General features: G+C 64.5%; 20 protein-coding genes, 1 tRNA gene and 1 riboswitch. Of the genes, 11 read left to right on the top strand and 10 right to left on the bottom strand.

Translation table 11 applies throughout. The annotated features are described in order from the left end of the window. Positions 1 to 170 precede the first annotated feature (170 nt). Positions 171 to 1364, bottom strand: coding sequence for an O-succinylhomoserine sulfhydrylase (locus CO731_RS25180; protein ID WP_108609346.1), 1194 nt, complete (start codon positions 1362 to 1364; stop codon positions 171 to 173). Positions 1365 to 1409: 45 nt separating this feature from the next. After that, a riboswitch (SAM riboswitch) is annotated at positions 1410 to 1487 on the bottom strand. A 143-nt stretch (positions 1488 to 1630) separates the two neighbouring features. Between CO731_RS25180 and CO731_RS25175 the strand changes: the two genes are divergently transcribed. Further along, positions 1631 to 2719 carry a 2'-deoxycytidine 5'-triphosphate deaminase gene (locus CO731_RS25175; protein WP_108609345.1) on the top strand — a complete coding sequence of 363 codons (1089 nt, stop codon included), beginning with the start codon at positions 1631 to 1633 and terminating at the stop codon, positions 2717 to 2719. Between the two features lie 107 nt (positions 2720 to 2826). Beyond that, positions 2827 to 3603 (top strand): ABC transporter substrate-binding protein, encoded by a 777-nt coding sequence (locus CO731_RS25170; RefSeq protein ID WP_108609344.1) that lies wholly within the window; start codon positions 2827 to 2829, stop codon positions 3601 to 3603. A gap of 63 nt (positions 3604 to 3666) precedes the next feature. Here the strand turns inward: CO731_RS25170 and CO731_RS25165 are convergent. After that, a tRNA-Gly gene (locus CO731_RS25165) sits at positions 3667 to 3740 on the bottom strand. A 135-nt stretch (positions 3741 to 3875) separates the two neighbouring features. Between CO731_RS25165 and CO731_RS25160 the strand changes: the two genes are divergently transcribed. Next, positions 3876 to 4139: a DUF6460 domain-containing protein gene (locus CO731_RS25160; RefSeq protein WP_108609343.1), complete on the top strand. Its 264-nt coding sequence runs from the start codon at positions 3876 to 3878 to the stop codon at positions 4137 to 4139. A gap of 2 nt (positions 4140 to 4141) precedes the next feature. Here CO731_RS25160 and CO731_RS25155 read toward each other — a convergent pair whose 3' ends face one another. Beyond that, entirely contained in the window at positions 4142 to 5038 is an 897-nt protein-coding gene (locus CO731_RS25155; RefSeq protein WP_108609342.1) for a histone deacetylase, read from the bottom strand. Positions 5039 to 5234: 196 nt separating this feature from the next. On the opposite strand from CO731_RS25155, the gene CO731_RS25150 reads away from it, so the two are divergent. Beyond that, entirely contained in the window at positions 5235 to 6515 is a 1281-nt protein-coding gene (locus tag CO731_RS25150) for an MATE family efflux transporter (RefSeq protein ID WP_245439948.1), read from the top strand. Here CO731_RS25150 and CO731_RS25145 read toward each other — a convergent pair. Both CO731_RS25145 and CO731_RS25140 read right to left on the bottom strand, forming a co-directional pair. Further along, positions 6491 to 7567: a quinone-dependent dihydroorotate dehydrogenase gene (locus CO731_RS25145; protein WP_108609340.1), complete on the bottom strand. Its 1077-nt coding sequence runs from the start codon at positions 7565 to 7567 to the stop codon at positions 6491 to 6493. The genes CO731_RS25150 and CO731_RS25145 overlap by 25 nt on opposite strands. After that, positions 7564 to 7911: a DUF952 domain-containing protein gene (locus tag CO731_RS25140; protein WP_108609339.1), complete on the bottom strand. Its 348-nt coding sequence runs from the start codon at positions 7909 to 7911 to the stop codon at positions 7564 to 7566. Before CO731_RS25140 ends, CO731_RS25145 begins: the two co-directional genes overlap by 4 nt. 112 nt (positions 7912 to 8023) lie before the next feature. On the opposite strand from CO731_RS25140, the gene CO731_RS25135 reads away from it, so the two are divergent. Next, positions 8024 to 8458: a hypothetical protein gene (locus CO731_RS25135; protein ID WP_108610048.1), complete on the top strand. Its 435-nt coding sequence runs from the start codon at positions 8024 to 8026 to the stop codon at positions 8456 to 8458. A gap of 153 nt (positions 8459 to 8611) precedes the next feature. Next, a complete protein-coding gene (locus tag CO731_RS25130) occupies positions 8612 to 9268 on the top strand; it encodes a response regulator transcription factor (protein ID WP_108609338.1) in 657 nt (218 codons plus the stop codon). Between the two features lie 3 nt (positions 9269 to 9271). Here CO731_RS25130 and CO731_RS25125 read toward each other — a convergent pair whose 3' ends face one another. Continuing rightward, positions 9272 to 12766, bottom strand: a complete 3495-nt coding sequence (locus tag CO731_RS25125; protein ID WP_108609337.1) for a PAS domain-containing hybrid sensor histidine kinase/response regulator — start codon at positions 12764 to 12766, stop codon at positions 9272 to 9274. A gap of 210 nt (positions 12767 to 12976) precedes the next feature. Between CO731_RS25125 and mscL the strand changes: the two genes are divergently transcribed. Both mscL and CO731_RS25115 read left to right on the top strand, forming a co-directional pair. Next, positions 12977 to 13399 carry a large conductance mechanosensitive channel protein MscL gene (gene mscL, locus CO731_RS25120; RefSeq protein WP_108609336.1) on the top strand — a complete coding sequence of 141 codons (423 nt, stop codon included), beginning with the start codon at positions 12977 to 12979 and terminating at the stop codon, positions 13397 to 13399. Between the two features lie 123 nt (positions 13400 to 13522). After that, positions 13523 to 14689: a pyridoxal phosphate-dependent aminotransferase gene (locus tag CO731_RS25115; protein ID WP_108610047.1), complete on the top strand. Its 1167-nt coding sequence runs from the start codon at positions 13523 to 13525 to the stop codon at positions 14687 to 14689. Between the two features lie 77 nt (positions 14690 to 14766). On the opposite strand, the gene hemA is transcribed toward CO731_RS25115, so the two are convergent. Beyond that, complete coding sequence (gene hemA, locus CO731_RS25110; RefSeq protein WP_108609335.1) at positions 14767 to 16044, bottom strand: 5-aminolevulinate synthase; 1278 nt, start codon at positions 16042 to 16044, stop codon at positions 14767 to 14769. 237 nt (positions 16045 to 16281) lie between these two features. Between hemA and galE the strand changes: the two genes are divergently transcribed. From galE to CO731_RS25095, 3 genes are all read left to right on the top strand, one after another. After that, positions 16282 to 17277 carry a UDP-glucose 4-epimerase GalE gene (galE, locus tag CO731_RS25105; RefSeq protein WP_108609334.1) on the top strand — a complete coding sequence of 332 codons (996 nt, stop codon included), beginning with the start codon at positions 16282 to 16284 and terminating at the stop codon, positions 17275 to 17277. Positions 17278 to 17411: 134 nt separating this feature from the next. Then, a complete protein-coding gene (locus CO731_RS25100; RefSeq protein WP_108609333.1) occupies positions 17412 to 18662 on the top strand; it encodes a D-amino acid dehydrogenase in 1251 nt (416 codons plus the stop codon). 9 nt (positions 18663 to 18671) lie between these two features. Continuing rightward, a complete protein-coding gene (locus tag CO731_RS25095) occupies positions 18672 to 20498 on the top strand; it encodes an alanine racemase (protein WP_108609332.1) in 1827 nt (608 codons plus the stop codon). Between the two features lie 9 nt (positions 20499 to 20507). On the opposite strand, the gene CO731_RS25090 is transcribed toward CO731_RS25095, so the two are convergent. The 3 genes from CO731_RS25090 to CO731_RS25080 are packed head-to-tail and all read right to left on the bottom strand — an operon-like array spanning position 20508 to position 22633. Further along, complete coding sequence (locus CO731_RS25090) at positions 20508 to 21161, bottom strand: amino acid ABC transporter permease (protein WP_108609331.1); 654 nt, start codon at positions 21159 to 21161, stop codon at positions 20508 to 20510. Further along, positions 21158 to 21802, bottom strand: a complete 645-nt coding sequence (locus CO731_RS25085) for an ABC transporter permease subunit (RefSeq protein ID WP_108609330.1) — start codon at positions 21800 to 21802, stop codon at positions 21158 to 21160. Before CO731_RS25085 ends, CO731_RS25090 begins: the two co-directional genes overlap by 4 nt. A gap of 27 nt (positions 21803 to 21829) precedes the next feature. Further along, complete coding sequence (locus CO731_RS25080) at positions 21830 to 22633, bottom strand: transporter substrate-binding domain-containing protein (RefSeq protein WP_108609329.1); 804 nt, start codon at positions 22631 to 22633, stop codon at positions 21830 to 21832. Positions 22634 to 22783: the final 150 nt, after the last annotated feature.

The raw sequence follows: 22783 nt of genomic DNA, 5'->3' as shown, positions 1-22783 counted from the left end.
CCTTGGCCTGCACGACGACAGGGTCGGCCGCTTGGCGCGGCGGGTCAACTCTCGTTTGACGCATTCACGCTGATTGTGATGCGGGTGTGGCGGATTTCACCCTGCCGACGCCTCGCGGCATTAGCCGTGAGGTACGGACTGCGCTCCGCCTTGCGGAGCGCAGCACTCGTTCAGCGGGCTGCCTTCAGCGCATCGCCGATGTCGTTGAGCAGGTCGTCGGCGTCTTCGAGGCCGACCGACAGGCGCAGCGTGCCGTCGTCGATGCCGAGTTCGGCGCGCGCCTCGTCGGTCAGGTTCTTGTGCGTCGTCGTCGCCGGATGCGTGATCAGGCTCTTGGAGTCGCCGAGATTGTTCGAGATTAGGATGATGCGCAGCGCGTTTTCGAAGGCGAAGGCCGCCTTCTTGCCGCCCTTGACGTCGAAGCAGATCAGCGTCGAGCCGCCCTTCATCTGGCGCTTGATGATGTCGGCCTGCGGGTGGTCGGCACGGCCCGGATAGATCAGGCGCGACACTTCCGGCCGCTCTGCGAGGAAGTCGGCGATCTTGCCGGCGGTCTCGGTCTGCTGGCGCACGCGCAGCGGCAGCGTCTCCAGGCCCTTGAGCAGCGTCCAGGCATTGAACGGCGACAGGCTCGGGCCGGTATGGCGGAAATAGTCGTGCAGGTTCTCGTCGATCCACTTCTTGTCGGAGAGGATGACGCCGCCGAGGCAGCGGCCCTGGCCGTCGATGTGCTTGGTGGCCGAATAGACGACGATGTGGGCGCCGAGTTCGAGCGGCTTCTGCTGCATCGGCGTGGCGAAGACGTTGTCGACGACGACACGGGCGCCGATGGAATTGGCGAGTGCTGCGACCGCCTCGATGTCGATCACTTCGAGCGTCGGGTTGGTCGGGCTTTCCAGGAAGAACAGCTTGGTGTTGGGCTGGACGGCCTTTTCCCAGTTCTCGATGACGGTGCCGTCGACCAGCGTCGCCTCGATACCATAGCGTGGTGCCAGGGTCTCGACGATCCAGCGGCACGAGCCGAACAGGGCGCGGGCGGCGACGATGTGGTCGCCGGCCTTCAGGCTGCACAGGATGGCGGCGGCGACAGCGGCCATGCCGGATGCCGTGGCGCGGGCGTCTTCCGCGCCTTCCAGCATGCACATGCGCTTTTCGAACATGTCGACGGTCGGGTTGGCATAGCGCGAATAGATGAAACCGGGGGTCTCGCCCTTGAAGCGTGCCTCGGCACTTTCGGCGCTGTCATAGACATAGCCCTGGGTGAGGTAGATCGCCTCGGAGGTTTCGCCGAATTCGGAGCGGAGCGTTCCGCCGTGAACTAGGGTGGTCTGCGGGTTCCAGTTGCGCTGCTTGTCGGAGGTCATGAGCCAAAATCCAGATACAAAAAAACCGGTCGCGAAAAGTCGCAAACCGGTCCAAACGCGGCCCTTTAGCGACTTGTTTAACGTGGCTGCAAGCCGACCGGCCAAATCACCACGGGATAAAGGTCCTTTAGACCCATGGCTGGCTTGCGTCAATCGCGGGGCCGACTAAACGTCTTGGGCCACGCATATGACCCTTGACGAGGTCCTGGGTCCAGCGATCCTCGGCTGTCCGTTCGGATCGGCGGCGCTGTAAAGGAGTGAGGCAAATGCGGCAGTCGGGCATTCTTCCGGATCAGGATATCGCGGCACTGTTTGCCTCGGGTGCGCTCAAGGCGCCGCCGCTCGATGCCGACCAGATCCAGCCGGCCAGCCTCGATCTGCGCCTCGGCGCCAAGGCTTTTCGCGTTCGCGCCAGCTTCCTGCCCGGTCCCAATTCGCTGGTCTCGGCCAAGCTCGACCGCCTCAAGCTGCATGAGATCGACCTGAGCGACGGTGCGGTGCTGGAGACCGGTTGCGTCTACATCGTGCCGCTGCTCGAAAGCCTGGCCCTGCCGGCCGAAATCTCAGCCTCGGCCAACCCCAAGAGCTCGACCGGCCGCCTCGACATCTTCACCCGCGTGATGACCGACCGTGGCCAGGAGTTCGACAAGATCCCCGCCGGCTATACCGGCCCGCTCTATCTCGAAGTCAGCCCGCGCACCTTCCCGATCGTCGTGCGCAAGGGTTCGCGCCTGTCGCAGATCCGTTTCCGCAAGGGCAATGCCCTGCTGTCGGAGGCAGAACTGCACGCGCTGCATCTGTCCGACCGGCTTGTCGCCATGGATCCACCCAACATTTCGGGTGGCGGCATAGCACTTTCCATCGATCTCGCCGGCACACCGGGCAGCATCGTCGGCTATCGCGGCAAGCACCACACCGGCCTTGTCGACGTCGACAAGCGCGCCGCCCAGGACGTCGTCGATTTCTGGGAGCCGATCTACGATCACGGTGCCGGCGAACTGGTGCTCGACCCCGACGAGTTCTACATCCTGGTGTCGCGCGAGGCGGTGCATGTGCCGCCGCTCTATGCCGCCGAGATGACGCCCTTCGATCCGCTGGTCGGCGAATTCCGCGTCCACTATGCCGGCTTCTTCGATCCGGGCTTCGGCCACTCCAGTGCCGGCGGCACCGGCAGCCGCGCGGTGCTCGAAGTGCGCAGCCACGAAGTGCCCTTTATCCTGGAGCACGGCCAGGTCGTCGGCCGCCTGGTCTACGAGCACATGCTGTCGCGCCCCAAGGCGCTCTACGGCACCGATCTCGGCTCCAACTACCAGGCGCAGGGCCTGAAACTCTCCAAGCATTTCCGCATGGGTTGACCTTCGGTCACCGCAGCATAGCCTTTGGTTTGCTTGTCCATTTACGGCCGTTGTGCTTGGCTGGAGGCGGGACGCTCGGAAAGAGTGCCCGTCAAATGGAGAGGATCATGCAGATTACCCGGAAGTTCGCTTGCGCAGCCTCGCTCGCAGCGCTCTTGTTGACCCTTGGCGGAGCTTCGGCACAGGAGAAGCTCAAGATTGGTACCGAGGGCGCATATCCGCCCTTCAACACCGTGACCGCAGACGGCAAGCTGGCCGGCTTCGACGTCGACATCGCCAATGCGCTGTGCGCCCAGATGAAGGTCGAGTGCGAAATCGTCGCCCAGGATTGGGACGGCATCATCCCGGCGCTCCAGGGCCGCAAGTTCGACGCCATCGTCGCCTCGATGACGATCACCGACGAGCGCAAGCAGCAGGTCGATTTCACCAACAAGTACTACACCACGCCCCTGGCGCTGATTGCGCCGAAGGATTCCGCCCTGACCTCGGCGGAACCGGACACGCTGAAGGGCAAGACCGTCGGTGCGCAGGCTTCGACGACCCAGAGCATCTATGCCGAGGACCATTATGCCAAGGCAGGCGCCGAGGTGAAGCTTTATCCGACGCAGGACGAGGCCGTCGCCGACCTGACCAACGGCCGTCTCGACGCCGTCGTCGCCGACAAGTTCGTTCTGGTCGACTGGATCAAGACCACCGGACAGGACTGCTGCAAGATGATCGGCGATCTCGACGGCACCGACTCGCTGACCGGCATCGCCGTGCGCAAGGGCGACCCGTTGCGCGAGAAGCTGAACGCAGCCATCGACGCCATCGCCAAGGACGGCACCTACGCCAAGATCAACGCCAAATATTTCGATTTCGACATCTACGGCGCGCAAGACTGACGCCCTGAAATGCGAAACAGGCCGGGCGTCGATCGAGCGCCCGGCCTGTTTCGTCTGAAATCCTGGAGCGGGTAGCGGGAATCGAACCCGCGCGTTCAGCTTGGGAAGCTGACAAGCTACCATTACATCATACCCGCGCGGGCACTTGGTTAGCATCGCAGATGCGGTTGGGCAATCGGGAAACGGAGCAGTGCGCAATGGGTGCAGCCGACCTTGATGTCCGCTCCGCAAACGCGATATTCCAGTGAGGCTAGAATCGCAGGAGACTGAGCTTGTCCGGATTGGCGCGTTTTCTCGGTGACACCCCCTTCCGGGTGTTCATCAAGCTCTTGGTCATCTCCTTCCTCGTCGGCATCGTCATGAGCGCCTTCGGCTGGTCGCCCTACGACGTGCTCTACGGCATTCGAAACTTCTTCCTCGACATCTGGCACATGGGCTTCCGTGCCATCGACCGCTTCCTCGGCTATTTCCTGCTGGGTGCGGCGATCGTCATCCCGGCCTTCATCATTCTCAGGTTGTTCAGCTACCGCAAATAGGCTCAGGCGAAGGCGGCGGCCGTCTCGAACAGGATGGCGTGGCGGCGGGCCAGGGCCTCGATGTCGTGCGAATAGCCGCCGCCGATCACGCCGCACAGCGGGATGCCGGCCGCGCGGAAATGGGCGATGACCATGCGTTCGCGACGGCGCAGGCCCTCGTCGCTCATCGAAAGGCGCCCGAGCCGGTCTTCCCTGTGAGGGTCGACGCCGGCGTTGTAGAACACGATGTCCCATGGCGCGCGCCGTGAGAGGTGCGGCAGAGCGTCCGCCAACATATCCAGATAGGCATCGTCGCCGGTGCCGTCGGGCAGGCCGATGTCGAGGCTGGAGGTGACCTTGCGCACCGGGTAGTTTTTCTCGGCATGCATCGAGAAGGTGAAGACACCGGGATGACCGGCGAGGATTTCCGCCGTGCCGTCGCCTTGATGGACGTCGAGGTCAACTACCAGGATGTTTTCCACCAGCCTGTCCGCGAGCAGCGCCAGCGATGCCACCGCGACGTCGTTGAAGGTGCAGAACCCGGCACCTTGGGCGCGTCTGGCATGATGGCTGCCGCCGGCGGCGTTGCAGGCGATGCCATGGCGCAGCGCAAGGCGCGCTGCAAGCAGCGTGCCGCCTGCGGCAAGCTGGGCGCGGCGTGAAACCCGCTCGCCGACGGGGAAGCCGATTTCGCGTTCGATGCGAGCCGGCACGGTACAGCTCAGCACCTGATCGACATAGCCGGCCTCATGCGCGAGGTGTAGCCAGTGCGGCGAAATCGGTTCCGGCCGATGGAGCCCGGCCGTCAGTTCCAGGGCATCCAGTCGGTCCATGAGCAGCCGGTACTTGCCCATCGGAAAGCGGTGGTCCGGGGCGAAGCCGGCGTCATAGTCGGGGTGGCTGACGATCTGAAGCGGCATGGAAGGGGCTGAACCAGCGGGGCGAAATCGGTTGGACCCGATACATAAACGGTTGCCGGTGCTGGGGAAACCGGGGCATGTGCCCGAGCGGGAGATTAGGGCCGGAGGAGGATTTTCGTTGGACAGCGCATCGCCAGAGGGCCGCGTGACGCCTTTTTCCGTCACCAACCGCTCGGTATTGGCGATTGCCGTGCCAATGACCCTTGCCTATCTGACGACGCCCTTCATCGGCTTGGTGGGCACCGGCGTGGTCGGCCAGTTCGGCGATGCCGCGCTTCTCGGCGGGCTCGCCGCTGGCGCCGTCGCCTTCGATGTCGTCTTCACCAGCTTCAATTTCCTGCGCGCCGGCACCACCGCACTGGTGGCGCAGGCATTTGGCCGCAACGATGCATCCGAAGAACAGGCCGTATTCTGGCGCGCGGTGGTGATCGCCATCATTGCCGGCATCGTGCTGGCGCTGACGGCGCCGCTGACGTCGCTTGCCGGGCAGTGGTTCATGTCGGCCGAGCCACGCGTCAACGAGACGCTCGACGCCTATGTCCGCATCCGCATGCTGGGCGCGCCCTTCGCGCTGGTCAATTACGCGGTCCTTGGCTACGTGCTCGGGCGCGGCGAGGGCAGCTTTGCGCTCTTCCTGCAGGCGAGCCTGAACGGCGTCAACATCGCGCTGTCGCTCCTGCTCGGCCTCAGCCTCGGCTGGGGTGTCGAGGGCGTCGCCTGGGCTGCCGTCGCCGGCGAGGCGGCGGGCATGGCGATCGGGTTTGTTGTGCTTTTGCGCCGCTTTGCACGGCAACCGCGGCTGGCGCGTGGGCGCATCTTTGACGCGGGCGCCTTCCGGCACTTGTTCGTCCTCAACCGCGACATCATGATCCGGTCGCTTTCGCTGCTCGTCGCCTTTGCCCTGTTTACCCGCCAGGGCGCGCAGTTCGGCACGGTCACGCTTGCCGCCAATGCGGTGCTGATGAACTTCTTCATCGCCGCAGGCTTCTTCCTCGACGGCTTTGCCGCTGCCGCCGAACAGCTTGCCGGCCGCGCCGTCGGTGCGCGCTACGAGCCGGCGTTCCGCAAGGCGGTCTACCTCTGCTCGATCTGGGGCTTTGCGTTGGCAGGCACCATGACGACAGTCCTGATGGTCTTCGGCGCTGACCTGATAGCGCTGATTTCGACCGCCGAGGACGTGCGGGCCGCGGCCATCGCCTTCCTGCCCTGGGCGGCATTCACCGCCTTGAGCGGCGTGCTTGCCTTCCAGATGGACGGCATCTTCATCGGCGCCGCATGGTCGCGCGACATGCGCAACATGATGGTGCTGTCGCTGGTCGTGTTCGTCGTGGCGCTGATGACGCTGGCGCCGGCCTTCGGCAACCACGGCCTATGGGCGGCACTGCATCTGTTGCTGATCGTCCGTGGCGTCTGCCTGCTGGCGATCCTCGGGCCGCGGGCGCGGGCGACGTTTCAGAGCGGTGCCGCTGCCCACTGATCGAGCCTGCTGTCGCGCAATTCGGAAATGCTGTTGAGCCCTTCGCGCGCGGCGAAGTCCGACATGCCGCGCACGATGCGTGCCGGCAACGACGGACCGGCATAGACCATGCCGGTGTAGAGCTGGACGAGATCGGCGCCGGCTCGGATCTTTTCGAGCGCGGTCTCGGTCGAGTCGACGCCGCCGACGCCGATGATGGCCCTCTGTGGGCCCATAAGCTTGCGCATCCTGGCCAGCACCGCCGTCGAGCGGGCAAACAGCGGCTTGCCCGACAGGCCTCCCGTTTCGCCGGTGTGGGTCGGGCTGCGCAGGGCCGGGCGCGTGATCGTGGTGTTGGAGACGATGACGCCGTCGATCGCCTTATCGGTCACCTCGGCGGCGATGTCCTCCAACTCTGCCTCGTGCAGATCGGGCGCGATCTTGAGGAAGATAGGGACCGGATGACCCGCTTCGGCGCGGGCGATCATGACGCTCGCCAGCAACTCGGCCAGTTGCTCGCGCGCCTGCATGTTGCGCAGGCCCGGCGTATTGGGCGAGGAGATGTTGACAGTGAGGTAGGAGGCATGGCGGGCGAAGCGCTTTACGCCGCTGATGTAGTCGCCGATGCGGTTGGTGCTGTCCTTGTTGGCGCCGATGTTGACGCCGACGATGCCGGGCCGTCCGGCACGGGCGACAAGACGCTTTTCGGCAGCGTCATGGCCTTCGTTGTTGAAGCCGAGCCGGTTGATCACCGCATCGTCCTCGACGAGGCGGAAGATGCGCGGCTTGGGATTGCCGGCCTGAGGCAGGGGCGTGACGGTGCCCACCTCGGCGAAGCCGAAGCCGAGACCGAGCAGGGCGTCGGGCACCTCGGCATTCTTGTCGTAGCCGGAGGCCATGCCGAGCGGATTGGGAAAATCGAGACCCGCAACCTTCACCTGCAGGCGCTTGTCCCGCGGCGCGCGGCCACCGACCGGCAAACCGCAGCGCAGCGCCTTGATCGACAGGCCGTGGGCGGCCTCGGCGTCGAAGCTGAAAAGCAGGTGGCGGCCGAGCCGGTCGAATGCGCTCATGCTTCAAGCTCCGGGAAATTGTGGCTGCCGTCGGCCTTCAGAGGCAGGGGGCGGACCCATTTGGCCGCGGCGGTTTCGAGCGGCGCGTAAAGATGCGGAAACAGGGCTCCGCCGCGCGAGACTTCGAACTTCAGCGCTGGACCGAGCCTGCCGGCGTCGAAGGCTACAAGGAGCAGGTTTTGCTGCCCCGCAAAGTGTTTCGCCGCCGTCTCGACAACCTGGTCGGCGGTCGAGAAGTGGATGAAACCGTCGGCGAGGTCCACCGGCGCGCCACTGAAAATCCCGCTCCGCTCGGCCTCACGCCACATCGGTTCGGGACAGATCTTGTAGATGGTTTTCGTCATATGGGCGCTATAGGCTGAAAGCATGATGCGGGAAAGGGCGGCATAACTTGCCCACCGCAATTTGGGCCCAATGCGGCGCGACAATTCGCATCGCTTGCCAATGGAGACAGCCATGCGTGCCGTACTGATGCTTGTTCCGCTGCTTGCCGGCCTTGGTGGCGGATCGGCATTCGCTGCCGAAGCGCAGCGCTACCAGATGGAAAAGACCGACAAGGGTTATGTCAGGATGGACACGCAGACCGGCGAGATGTCGATCTGCGAGGAGCGCGACAACCAGCTGGTGTGCAAGCTCGCGGCCGACGAACGCTCGGCGCTGCAGGACGAGATCGGCCGCTTGCAGGGCGAGGTCAAGGCCATCGAGGAGCGGGTGGTGAAGCTCGAGAACTCGCTGACCCAGAAGCTCGAATCGACCTTGCCCAGCGAGGAAGAGTTCGAAAAGACCATGGGCTACATGGAGCGGTTTTTCCGCAGCTTCATGGGCATGGTCAAGGACATGGAAAAGGAAGACAAGGCGCAGCCACCCGAGCTTGCGCCCAACAAGACCTGAGCGCCAATCCGCCCGCCTGCGCCTGAAAATTGAGCATGACCTGTGCTTCCGCTGTCGTTTTGACTTTAACTGCTTGAAAAGCCGGCACCGGGCCGCATAATCGCGCCCGACGGTCCAAGGCGCACAGAACGGTCGGGACCTCGGGAGGGATATTTGCCAGCAGGCCACAAGTTCGTCATCGCGGATGACCATCCGCTTTTTCGCGGTGCTCTCAAGCAGGCCATTGCCGGTCTTGGCGACGTATCGAGCGTGCTCGAGGCTGGCGACTTCGAAAGCGTCAAGGCGCTCGTCGCGGCCCATGACGATATCGACATCGTGCTGCTCGATCTTTCGATGCCTGGCGCCAGCGGACTGTCGGGCCTCATCTCGCTGCGCGGCATCCACGCCACGGTTCCCGTCGTCATCGTGTCGGCGCACGACGATCCGGAGACCATCCGCCGTGCGCTCGAACTCGGGGCGTCCGGTTTCATCTCCAAGTCGGCGAGCATGGACGACATCCGCAGCGCCATCGAAGCGGTTCTGTCAGGCGAGATCACGGCACCCGGCGACATCGACCTCGGCGTCGAGCGCGACCCGGAAATTTCCGACCTCATCAAGCGCCTGCAGTCGCTGACGCCGCAGCAGACGCGGGTGCTCGGCATGTTGGCCGAGGGGCTGCTCAACAAGCAGATCGCCTATGAGCTTGGCGTGTCGGAGGCGACCATCAAGGCGCATGTCTCGGCGATCCTGCAGAAGCTCGGCGTCGACAGCCGCACGCAGGCCGTGATCCTGCTCTCCAAGATCGGCGGCGAGCCGCGCCCGGCTGGGTAATCATTATTCGGCGGCGTGCGCCATGCGCCGCATCCGGTTCATCATCGAACGCAGCACGGCCGGCTTCAGCGGCTTGTTGAGCACGGCGACGTCGATCTGGTCGGCCGCCGCACGCACCTCGTTTGAACGGTCAGCCGTGATCAGCACCGCAGGCGTCGCTTCACCATAGGCGCCGCGCAACGTGCGGATGACGTCGAGGCCGTTCTCGCCATCGAGATGATAGTCGGCCAGGATGATCTCGGGTGCCGGCCCGACGCTCCGGTCGGCCTCGAACGCCTCGGTGCCGGAATAGGTCCTGACCTGGCAGCCCCAGCCTTCGAGCAGCAGCCGCATGCCTTCGAGGATGCGGGCGTCGTTGTCGATGCAGATGACGTTCAAGCCGTTGAGAGCGGTGGCCGCCTCGATGCGCGGCCGGGCGGAGGCAGTGGCAGGCTGCTCCTCTGCGGTGGTGACCGGCAGGATCACCGAAAAACGTGTGCCCTGGCCCTTGTGCGACTCGATCTGGATTTCGAGCTTCAGGACGCGCGCGATGCGGTCGACGATCGACAGGCCGAGGCCAAGCCCTTGTGCCTCGCGCATGCCGTCGTCGAGGCGGGTGAATTCGTGGAAGACGGTGCCGAGCTTGTCGGCGGCAATGCCGATGCCGGTGTCGATCACCTGTATTTCGGCCAGCTCGCCGCGCCGCCTGACGCCGACGACGATGCGACCGCTGCGGGTGTACTTGATGGCGTTGGAAACCAGGTTCTGGATCAGACGGCGCAGAAGGTTCCGGTCGGTGTTCACGGCAAGCGTCGAAGGCACGATCACCAGTTCGAGGTCCTTGGCCCGCGCCATGGGCAGGAAGTCGGTGCCGATCTGGCGCAGCAGCCCGTCGAGGCGGAACACGGTTTCGGCGGGCTTCATCGCGCCCGCGTCGAGCCGCGAGATGTCGAGCACGGCGCCGAGGATGGTTTCGACCGATTCCAGCGAGGATTCGATGTTGCGCGCGGCCTGGCCGGCGTTGCCCTTGCCGGCCTTCTCGATCAGCGACGAGCAATAGAGCCGCGCGGCATTGAGCGGCTGCAGGATGTCGTGGCCGGCTGCCGCAAGGAAGCGCGTCTTGCCGAGATTGGCTTCCTCGGCGAGCATCTGTGCCTGGGCCAGTTCCTCGTTGACGCGGGTCAGTTCGGCGGTGCGGCTCTTCACCCGCTGTTCCAGCGACTCGTTGGCCCGTTTCAGCGCAAGGTCGGCGGCGACGCGCGCCGAGATGTCGGTGTAGGTGGCGACGATGCCGCCGTCAGGCATCGGGTTGGATCGCATCTCGATGATCCTGCCGCTGGTCTGCAACTCGACCTGCCAAGGGCCGCCGAAGCTGGTCAAGCGATTGAGCGTGGTCAGTCGCGAGGTATGGGCAATGTCGCCGCGCGCCACCAGATAAGCGAGGACGCGGTCGATCGACACGCCGACCTGGCCCATGTCGTCGGGTAGGTCGAACAGCGAGCGGTATTGCCGGTTCCAGCAGATCAGGCGGAAATCCTGGTCGAAGACGGTGATGCCCTGTTCCATCTGGTCGAGTGCGATCTGCAGCAGGTCGCGATTGTGCTGCAGCGCTTCAGTGGCGTCGTCGAGCAGGCGGAACGTGTCCCTGGCGGAGTTGTCGCCGCGCTTGAACAGCAGCGACAGGATCAGCCGGGCCGAGGACGAGCCGACGGCGCTCGCCATCAGCTGTTCGGAGAAGCGGATGACGTCCATGCCGGCGGGATCGTTGCCGTTCAGCTTGCTGCCGCTCTCGCTCTGGAAGGTCTGGAATGAGCGCTCGGTGCGCTCGACACCGAGATAGCGGGCGATGGTGTCCTTCAGGTCGTTGACGGTGATGGTGGTGCGGAAGCGGCGCAGGGACGGCATCGGGCTCGAATCGCGCGGCACGAAGATCGAGGCCTGGATGCGTTCGAGCGGCACAGATGCGCGCGACAGCGAGCCGAAGACGAAGAACAGCGTGTTGATCGCCAGGCTCCACAGCACGCCGTGATTGAGCGGCTCGGCAGCGGTGCCGAACAGCGCCTGGGGCCGCAGCGCGTCGATGCCGAAAAGCCCGTCGGCGAGGATCGAGGTGTCGGGCGCCGCCAGCGTCGGCAGCATCAGCGTGTAGCCCCAGGCGGCGATGCCGGCGGCCATGCCGAGTGCTGCACCCCGCGCATTGGCGCGGCGCCAGATCAGCCCGCCGATGAAGGATGGCGCGAACTGCGCGATCGCCGCAAAGGACATCAGCCCGATCGAGGCGAGTCGCGTGTTATTGGTGCTCTCGCGATAGTAGAGGAAGGCGGCCAGCAGGATGATGAAGATCGAGGCACGGCGGATGTTCAGGATGATCGCCGACCAGTCCTCGGTGTCGCCGGCCTTGGTCTTGATCAGGCGGCGCACGAAGATCGGAATGACGAGATCGTTGGAGATCATGATCGACAGCGCCACGCTCGCCACGATGACCATCGCGGTCGCAGCCGAAAGGCCGCCGATGAAAGCGACCATGGCCAGCAGGTCGTGGCCCCGGAACAACGGCAGCGACAGCACGTAGAGGTCGCTGGTCGTGGCCGTGCCGACGGTCGACAGGCCGGCGAATGCGATGGGCAGCACGAAGAGGTTGATCGCCACCAGATAGGCCGGGAAAACCCAGGTCGCGGTGCGCAGTTCGCTCTCGCTACGGTTCTCGACGATCATCACGTAGAACTGGCGCGGCAGCATGATGATGGCAAAGCCGCTGATGACGGTCACCACCAGCCAGGTACCGAGCGAGGTGCGGTAGCCCATGGCATCGCCGACCTGCTCGGTTGCGGCGAAGCTCCGCAACATGTCGCCGGGGCCGTCGAACAGCGAGAAGGTGACGAACAGGCCGACGGCGAGGAAGGCGACCAGCTTGACGATGGATTCAACCGCGACCGCCAGCACCAGGCCGTTCTGGTGCTCGGTGGCGTCGGCATGGCGCGTGCCGAACAGGGTGGCAAACAGCGCCAAAAGCAGCGCCACGACCAGCGAGATGTCGCTGACGAACGGATCGAAGGAGGGCGGCGAGCCGGTGTAGTGCTCGACCATCAGGCTGACCGAGCCGGAGATCGCCTTGAGCTGGAGCGCGATATAGGGGATGGCGCCGACAGTGGCGATCAGGGTGGCGATCGAGGCGACGGCGAAACTCTTGCCGTAGCGCGCGCCCAGGAAGTCGGCGATCGAGGTGATCTTCTCGGCCTTGGCCAGCTTGATGATGCGGCTGAGCAGCGGGAAGCCGAACATGAAGACCAGCACCGGGCCGATGTAGATGGCAAGGAATTCGAGCCCGCGCTCCGAGGCAAGCCCAACCGAGCCGAAGAAGGTCCACGACGTACAATAGATGGCGAGGCTGAGCGCATAGATGAACGGCCGCGGCCGCCCCGGTCCCCAGTTCGCAGCCCTTCGATCGCCGATGCTCGCGATGGCGAACAGCAGCGTCACATAGGCAATGGCGATGAGGACGACGGCCAGGCCTTGCACTCTAAGTTCTCACTCCCGGATAGGTCTGTTGCCTTTGCGGTGAGGCAATCACAGCTGCGCCGACAAGTCTATTATCCTTGTCTCCTAGGGCAGCGGATGGCGATTTGCATTCGCGGGTTTTGCAACCGGCGGTTTTTGCTATGGTGGCGGCGTTTAGCGACGAATGCTGGGAACGATTCGCCTTTCCGCAGATCGTACATGGAGGGTTCTATGCTCAGGGAATTCCAGGAGTTTATCGCCAAGGGCAATGTGATGGATCTCGCCGTCGGCGTGATCATCGGCGGTGCCTTTGGCCTGATTGTTTCGTCGTTGGTCGGAGACATCATCATGCCGATCGTCGGGGCGATCTTCGGCGGCTTCGACTTCTCCAATTACTTCCTGCCGCTGTCGTCGTCAGTGACGGCCGTTTCGCTTGAAGAAGCCAAGAAGCAGGGTGCGGTGTTCGCCTATGGCAACTTCTTCACCGTGATCATCAACTTCCTGATCCTCGCCTGGATCATCTTCCTGATGGTCAAGGGCGTGAACACGATGCGCAAGCGCCTGGAAAAGGAAAAGGCAGCCGAACCAGCAGGGCCGCCGCCGGCCGACGTGGCACTTCTTACCGAAATCCGCGACCTGCTCGCCAAGAAGTAGCCGCAAGCGCTGGCATCTCGAAAACCCCCGGCTGGCTGGACCACCGGGGGTTCTTTCGTTTACGCGGGCGCGCTAGGCTCCCCGCCACTGCCGTCAGTCAACATCAGTCAACCCGGGATGATCATGAGCCTTATCGATATGGTTCGCACCGAGGCCCGCCTTGCGCCGGTCAGCGGCATCGAGGCGGTGGCAAACTATGGCCGCGACCGTGCCGGCCTCATCCCGCTGTGGTCCGGCGAAGGTGACATGCCGACGCCCGACTTCATCAGTTCGGCGGCGGCGCGCGGCCTCGCCAATGGCGAAACCTTCTATACATGGCAGGCCGGCATTCCCGAACTGCGCCAGGCGATATCGCGCTACCATAAGCGCCATTTCGGCATGGACTTCTCCGAGGACGAATTCCTCGTCACCATTGGCGGCATGCAAGCAATCACCATGGCGCTGGAGGCGACGGCAGGGGCGGGCGACGAGGCACTTTATCTCGCGCCGGCCTGGCCGAATTTCGCCGGCGCAGCAGGTGTTGCCGGCGTCAAGCCGGTGCCGGTCCTGCTCGACATGACGGACAATGGCTGGTCCTGCGACGTCGAGAAGATCGCTGCGGCGATCACGCCAAGGACCAAGGTGATCTTCGTCAATTCGCCGTCCAACCCGACCGGCTGGACCGCCGACCGCGAGACGCTGCAGGCAATCCTGGACCTCGCGCGCAAGCATGATCTGTGGATCGTCGCCGACGAGATCTATGCACTGTTCTACTATGGCGGCGGCCGCGCGGCGTCGTTCATGGACATCATGGATCCCGAGGACAAGATCCTGTTCGTCAACACCTTCTCCAAGAACTGGGCGATGACCGGCTGGCGCGTCGGCTGGCTGAAGACGCACCCGACGCTCAGCCGCATGTTCGAGAACCTGATCCAGTATTCGAGTTCCGGCGTGGCGCAGTTCCTGCAGCGTGGCGCGATCGCCGCTCTCGACGAGGGCGACAGTTTCATCGCTTCGCAGGTCGAGCGGGCTCAGAAGGCGAGGGATATCGTCTGCAAGGTGCTGGGCGACACCGGAAAGGTCCGCTTCAGCGTGCCGCCGGGTGCCTTCTACCTGTTCTTCTCCGTCGACGGCATGAAGGATGCCGAGCGCGCCGCCTTCGACATCGTCGACAAGGCGGCTGTCGGGGTGGCTCCGGGCACGGCGTTCTGCGCCGGTGGCGAAGGTTTCCTGCGCCTCTGCTTCCACCGTCGCCTCGACCAGGTCGAGGAGGCCGCGCACCGGCTGGCGAAGTGGATCAACACGCAATAGCCACCGCATGAAATCCAAAAAGAAAGGCCCGGAACCGGCATGGTTTCGGGCCTTTCTTTTGGAATGGGTCGGCGGCCTCAGCCGCCGGACTTGGGCACCAGAAGCGGAATGATGCGGTCGCTCTGCGCAACCTCGGTATGGCCGGCGCCGCGATAGGGAATGCCGAGTGCATTCCACGTCTCGACCAGCGCAAGCTTGAGTTCGGCGATCAGCTCGTCGGTATGGAACGGCGTCGGCGTGATGCGCAGCCGCTCGGTACCGCGCGGCACCGTCGGGTAGTTGATCGGCTGGATGTAGAGGCCGTGGACGCCGAGCAGGCGGTCGCTGGCCATCTTGCACAGTTCCGGATCGCCGACGAGGATCGGCACGATATGCGTTGGCGACTCCATGACCGGCAATCCGGCGTCGGCAAGCACCTGCTTGGCGTGCGTCGCCTGGCGCTGCTGGGCGTCGCGCTCGGCCTGCGAGTTCTTGAGATGGCGGATCGACACAGTGGTCGCGGCGGCGATCGCCGGCGGCAGCGCGGTGGTGAAGATGAAGCCCGGTGCGTAGGAGCGCACGGCGTCGATGACTTCGCGGGTGCCGGTGATGTAGCCGCCGAGCGTGCCGAATGCCTTGGCCAGCGTGCCCTCGATGATGTCGATGCGATGGGCGAGCCCCTCGCGCTCGGTGATGCCGCCGCCGCGCGGACCGTACATGCCGACCGCGTGGACCTCGTCGATATAGGTCATGGCGTTGTACTTCTCGGCGAGGTCGGCGATCGCCTCGATCGGCGCGATGTCGCCGTCCATCGAATAGACGCTCTCGAACACGATCAGCTTGGCGCGCTCGCGGCCCGCAGCCTGCAGCAGGCTTTCGAGGTGGGCGACGTCGTTGTGGCGGAAGATCTTCTTTTCGGCGCCCGAGCGGCGCACGCCTTCGATCATCGAGGCGTGGTTGAGTTCGTCCGACAGGATCAGGCAGTTCGGCAGCAGCCGGGCGATGGTCGAGATCGCAGCCTCGTTCGAGACGAAGCCCGAGGTGAAGACCAGGCCGGCTTCCTTGCCGTGCAGGTCGGCGAGTTCAAGCTCGAGCTCGACCAGCGGATGGTTGTTGCCGGAGATGTTGCGCGTGCCGCCGGCACCGGTGCCCATGTTGCCGGCCGCCTTCTGCATGGCCGCCACCACGTCGGGATGCTGGCCCATGCCGAGATAGTCGTTCGAGCACCAGACGGTGATTTCCTCGGCCTTGCCGTTGGCTCTCCAGATGGCGCGCGGGAACTTGCCGACGATGCGCTCCAGATCCGCAAACACGCGATAACGGCGCTCGGCGTGGATTTGGTCGATCGCTTCTTCGAAAAACCGCTGGTAGTTCATCTGGACGTCCCAATTTTTCAGCCGTGAGCATAATCAACGGCTGCTTCGGCGTCCATCGACCGTTTTTGGTCAAAATGCCACGCCCTCGACACCCTCAAACGACCACAGAACGCCGAAAAGTCCCTTGATGTGGATCAAATTCCGCTGCGACGGAATGGCCGGGCACGCCGCACCTCGCCTTGTGCGTTTGTTTTGCGCTAGACAAGGTCAGGCGGCAATTGACGGGGAGAGTTGCAAATGGCGGTCCTGGTGACGGGCGGTGCGGGCTATATCGGCAGCCACATGGTGTGGGAACTGCTCGATGCGGGCGAACAGGTGGTCGTGCTCGACCGGCTGTCGACCGGTTTCGAATGGGCCGTGGCGCCGGAAGCGACGCTGGTGCGAGGCGACGTCGCCGACAAGGAATTGCTCGGCCAGCTGATCCGGGATCACGGTATCGACGCCATCATCCACTTCGCCGGTTCGATCGTGGTGCCGGAATCGGTCGCCGATCCGCTCGGCTACTACGAGAACAACACCTGCAAGACTCGCAGCCTGATCGAGACGGCGGTGCGCGAGGGGGTGAAGCACTTCATCTTTTCCTCTACCGCCGCGGTCTATGGCGCAGCCGGCATGGAACCGGTGGTCGAGGACGCCCGGTTGGCGCCAGAATCGCCCTACGGCCTGTCCAAGCTGATGAGCGAGTGGATGTTGCGCGACGCCGCCGCCGCGCACCCGCTGCGCTATACCGCACTTCGCTATTTCAACGTCGCCGGCGCCGACCCCAAGGGGCGCACCGGACAGTCGACCAAGGGCGCTACCCACCTGATCAAGGTCGCCTGCGAGACCGCACTCGGCAAGCGGGCGTCGATGCAGGTCTTCGGCGACGACTATGCCACGCCCGACGGCACCTGCGTGCGCGACTACATCCATGTCTCCGATCTCGTCGCCGCGCATCGACTGGCGCTTGCCCGTCTGCGCGCCGGCGGCGCCAATCTCGTCGCCAATTGCGGCTATGGCCACGGCTATTCGGTGCTCGAAGTCATCGACAGCGTGCGCCGAGTCCATGGCGCCGATTTTGCCGTCGAGATGGGTGCGCGCCGCCCCGGCGATGCCGCCTCGGTGGTCGCCAATTCCGACCTGGCACGTGGCGAGCTCGGCTGGAACCCGCAGCGCGACGATCTCGATGCGATCGTTCACGACGCGCTCAACTGGGAGCAGCAGCTGTCGCGCAAGAACTCCGCCGGGGGCTGACCAGGCCCAAGTGGTGGATTTCTGCGCCGCTCTCTCGAAATCTGCCGCGACAGGCGCTAAAAGGTGGCCAGGAGGAGCCAGGCTCCCGACGGTAAAGGGTTCCCGACAGAGCCTGATGTCGACCAGGGTGCGACATGAAAATCCTCGTTCTCGGGGCGGGCGTGGTGGGAACTGCGGCCGCCTTCTATCTGTCCCGCGACGGCCATGACGTCACGGTTGTCGAGCGCCATCCGGCGGCGGCGCGCGGCACCAGCTACTCCAATGCCGGCCTGGTGTCTCCAGGCGACGCCACCGCCTGGGCCTCGCCGGCAGCACTCAAGACCTTCATCAAATCACTCTACACGCCCGACCTCGGCATCAAGGTCCGGCTCGGGCTCGATCCGTATTTTTATGCCTGGAGTTTCCGTTTCCTGTTCCAGTGCACCAATGCCCGTATGAAGATCAACACCGAAGCCAAGCTCAGGCTCGCACTCTATTCGCGCCTGTGCATCAACGAGATCTCGACCGAGACAGGCATCGGCTACGACAAGCGCGCCCGCGGCATCATGTATTTCTTCCGCTCGCAGGAAAGCCTCGAACATGGTGCCAGGATGTACGGCTTCCTCGCCGAGCATGGGCTCGATATCGAGGTCGTCGACCGTTTCAGGATGGCCGAGCTCGAGCCCGGGCTGGCTGCTGCCAAGGGCAGCATCGCCGGCGCCGTCTATTCGCCGATGGACCAGACAGGCGATTCCCGCATGTTCGTCGAAGCGCTCGCCGCTTATGCCGAACAGAAGCTCGGCGCGAAGTTCATGTTCGACACCACGGTCGAGGACCTGATCGTCGAAGGCGACCGTGTGACCGGCGTGAAGACCTCGGCCGGACGTCTCGATGCCGACGCCGTGGTCATCGCCATGGGACCGGAGAGCGGCCTGCTCGGCCGCCGCAACGGCATCGACCTGCCGGTCTATCCGGTCAAGGGCTACACCGCGACCGTCACCATGGACGACCCGTCGAAAGGCCCGACCATGGGCGGCGTCGATGAGGACCGGATGGTCGCCTATTCGCGCCTCGGCGACCGTCTGCGCATGGCCTCGACGGCCGAATTCACCGGCTTCGACCGCAGCCACAAGCCGTCGGACTTCAAGCGGATGTTCGAGACGGGCCAGGAGCTGTTCCCCGGTGTCTTCGACCCGGCCAAGGCCGAGGTCTGGTCCGGCTTGCGGCCGATGATGCCGGGTTCGGTGCCGGTCATCGGTCCCGCCCGCTACAAGGGGCTCTATCTCGACACCGGCCACGGCCATGTCGGCTGGACCATGGCCTGCGGTTCCGGCAAGTTCCTTGCCGACCTGGTGGCGGGGCGCAAACCCGACATCGACCCCACGGGGCTGGTCTACAAGGGCTAAGGTGCTGCCATGTCGGGACCGCAAGTCGCCATTGATCTAGGTCGCGTCGAGCGCAACGCTCGCGCCGTCGTGGAGCGCAGCGCGCAATCCGGCATCAAGGTGTTCGGGGTTACCAAGGGCAGCTGCGGCATGCCGCAGGTGGCGCGTGCCATGCTGCGCGGCGGTGTGGCGGGGCTTGCCGAGTCGCGCTTCGAAAACATCCGCCGCCTGCGCGAAAGCGGCATCGGCTGCGCGATCATGCTGCTGCGCAGCCCGCCGATCTCGCGTGTCGAGGAGGTGGTGCGCACCGTCGACATCAGCCTGCAGTCGGAGCTGGAGATCATCCGTGAGATCTCGCGCATCGCCCAGCGCATCGGCCGCGTCCACGACATCATGCTGATGGTCGACCTCGGCGACCTGCGCGAGGGTATCTGGCCGAACGACCTTTTGCCGACAGTCGAGCGCGTGCTCGAACTGCCAGGCGTGCGCATCGCCGGCCTCGGCACCAACCTGACCTGCTTCGGCGCCATCATGCCGAGCGAGGAAAACCTCAGCCAGCTCGTCGCCTATGCCTACAAGGTCGAGCGGCTTGCCGGCATCAGCCTCGACTGGGTGTCGGGCGGCAACTCGTCGTCGCTGCCCCTTCTGCTCGAAGGCAAGATGCCTGCCGGCATCAACAATCTGCGCATCGGCGAGGCGATCCTGCAGGGCGGCTACGAAACCTTCCGCGAAGAGCCGTGGCGGGAGCTGGAATTCAACGCCTTCAGGCTCGCCGGCGACCTGATCGAGGTCAAGACCAAGCCGTCGCTGCCGATCGGCGAATCCGGCTACGACGCCTTCGGCAACCAGCCGGTTTTCGTCGACGAGGGCGACCGGCTGCGTGGCATCGCCAATATCGGCCGCGAGGACACGATGATCGAGGGCCTGGTGCCGATCAATCCGGGCGTGCGCGTGCTTGGCGCCTCGAGCGACCATCTGGTGCTCGACATCACCGATGCCGAGCCGCCGCTCTCCGTCGGCGACCGTGTCAGCTTCCACATGAACTACGGCGCGCTGCTGACGGCGATGACCTCGGAATATGTCGAGAAGGCGCCGATGCACGACATCGCCGATTTCACCGGCCGGCGCATGGTCTCGATCATTGCCGACGCAGAGGCCGGACCCGTGTTCGCACGGCACTCAGCCGGTGCCCGGCTCGAGCAGATGCAGTTCGACGTGGTCGAGATCGCCGATGCCGACCACCCGCCGGCCGGCCTTCTCAGGCTGCATGCCGGCGCCGACAGGCACACTGCGTCCGAAGCGTTGGCCGCTGCAGCCGAGGCGACGCATTCCTTTGGCTTGATCTGGATCGGTTCCATCGCCGCCCTGATGCCCGAAGGCGAAGACGGCGACGACGTACCGGAAAGCTCGGTGCTGGCACGGGCGCTTGGCCTCGACCACAAGCCCGGTGCGCTGCAGCCGCAGCTGTCGCCCGAAAATGTCGTGCTGGTCGGCCTGCGCGAGGCCGACCCGGCCGAGGTGCGCATCCTTAAGGATTCGCGCGTGACCGCCTTCACCATGGCCGAGATCGACGGCTCCGGCATGCGCGAGGTGATGCGTGAGGCGATCCGCATCGCCTCCGCCGGAACGACCGGGTTCCACGTCAGCTATTCGCCGTCGGCCACCGAAATTGCCGGATGGAGTGGCGGATCGGGCGGCATGACCGTGCGCGAAACGCACCAGGCGATGGAAACGATAGCGCTCTCGGGCGGCATGCTGTCGATGGATGTTTCCGGTCTTGGCGGTGACACCGAGCCGCGCGTCGCCGCCGAAGCGGTCAACTTCGTCATGTCCGCCTTCGGCAAGCGTATTCTCTGAAACCCGCTCTTATCGCCGGCTCAGGCGCTGGCGGGATTCGTAGAGATATTGCAGGCCGATGATGACGGCTGCGATCAGCAGGTAGAACACCGATACGACCAGCAACACTTCGATCGCCTTGTAGGTTTCGGCGATGATCGTGGTCGAGGCAGCGGTCAGTTCGTCGATGGCGACCAGGCTGGCGAGCGAACTGCCCTTGACCATCTGGATGGCATTGGAAAACAGCGACGGTGCCGCCAGCCGGTAGGCCTGCGGGATCATCACTTTCCAATAGATGGCGAAGGGCTTCAGCCCGAGCGCCCTTGCGGCGTCGAGCTGGCCTTGGGGCACGCTTTCGAAGCCCGAACGCAGGAATTCGAGATTGTAGGCGGTCGAGGCGAAGATCAGGCCGATCAGCGCCGAAGGCACCGGCTCGAGATAAATGCCGAGCCGCGGCAGGCCGTAATAGAGCGCAAACAGCAATGCCAGCACGGGCGCCGCCCGGGCAAAGAAGCTGTAGGCGATGATCAGGCGCCGGAAGGCTCCATTGGGCCGCTGCATGTAGATGGCAAGCGGCAGCGCCAGAAGGTTCGACACGATGATGACGATCACCGAGATCAGCAGCGTCATGCCGAGCCCGTCAAGCAGCATGCGCTGGTAGGTCGGATCGAGCAGGATGTTCATCGTGCCACCGCTTGCTTGGGCTTGCGCTCGTTGAACACAAGCAGCGGCGTGACGATCAGGATGTAGAGCCCGACGGCCAGCGTCAGGAAGGTGAAGGGCGCGTTGGTGGCGGCGATGCCCTGCTTGGTGACATAGAGGATCTCGCTGACCGACACTGCCGACGCGATCGACATGCGCTTGACGGTGCCGATGGCATAGGTGATCCAACCCTTGCGCGCCAAGGGCAGGATCTGCGGGACCAGCACGCGCAGGAACACCACGGGTTTGGGCAGGCCGAGCGCGAGCCCGGCTTCATATTGCCCGAATGGAATGGCTTTCAGCGCGCCCTTGAACACCTGGTAGTCGAAGGCGATACCGACCAGGGTGAAGGCGATGATCGTCGAGCCGATGGGGCCGAAGTCGACACCGATCTGAGGCCCGCCGAAGAAGAACAGGAACAGCACGACCAGTTCCGGCACCGAGCGGAAGAAGGCGCTGAACGCCTCGATGCCTGCGCGCGGCAGCGATTTCTCGCGGCCGTAATGGACCAGCGAAAGCAGGAGGCCGAACGCTGCCGACAGGGTGAAGATCACCGCCGACAGCGCAATGGTGAGCGCTGCCGCAACCAGCAGTCGCGGCAGCCAGGCAATTGCAATTTCCATATCCGGCCGCCCCTCCGGGGACGCTGTCTACTGCGCTTTCGACCAGTCGATGGAGGCGCCGAACCACTTGTCGGCCAGGCCCTGCAGGGTGCCGTCCTTGCGCCAGGTTTCGAACTGGGCGTCGATGGCGTCGGCCAGCGGCTTGTTCTTGTTGCTGACGGCAACGCTCTGGGTGATGGTCGTCAGCAGGTCGTCGAGGGTGACCGTGCCGGTCAGCTTGCCCGACTTGGCCAGATATTTCGGTCCGAGGAAGTCATGCGCGGCGAAGTCGATGCGGCGGTTCTCGAGGTCGAGGAACAGCTCGGTCGCACCGGGATATTCGCGGCTTTCGGTGACGCAGTCGGCCGGCAGCTTTTCCTTGGCGACCTTCTGGAAGACGCCGCCGCGCACCGCGCCCATGGTCTTGCCGCAGACGTCCTTCCAGCTGGCGATGCCGGTGTCGGCCTCGCGGCGGGTGATGGCGGCACCGTTGACGATGTAGGGCGACAGCAGGAAGAAGTCCTTCGAGGCCAGGCGCTCCGGCGTACGCGTCACGCCCGAGGCGATGAGGTCGAAGCGGCCGGCGCTCAGGCCCGGCAGCAGGCCGGCGAAGTCGAGCTTCTCGAACTTGGCGGTGAGGCCGAACTGCTTGGCGACGAGATTGACGACGTCGATGTCGAAGCCCTCAAGCTCGCCCGCGGCGTTGGTCATGCTGAAAGGCGGAGCCGAACCCGACGTGCCGACCGTGATGGTGTCGGCTGTCACGAGGGCGGCCTTGTAATCCTGCGCACTTGCCGCGCTCACGCCGAAGACCGCTATGAGGCCCAGCAGGGCTGTCCGCACAATTCCCATGATCACTCCTTGAATGGGCTGCTTGAAAACTGAATGTTTGGGTTATATCGCAAATTGCTAAAGCCACCAAGGACGGCAATCGCTTTGGATACAATAGTTTCTGGAGAATCTGATTCTCAAGAACGGCCGTTCCGAAAGCTCGAGGTTTTG

Source organism: Aminobacter sp. MSH1, assembly GCF_003071665.1.
GTDB lineage: Bacteria > Pseudomonadota > Alphaproteobacteria > Rhizobiales > Rhizobiaceae > Aminobacter > Aminobacter niigataensis.
This window is presented reverse-complemented; position numbering and strand designations above follow the sequence as displayed.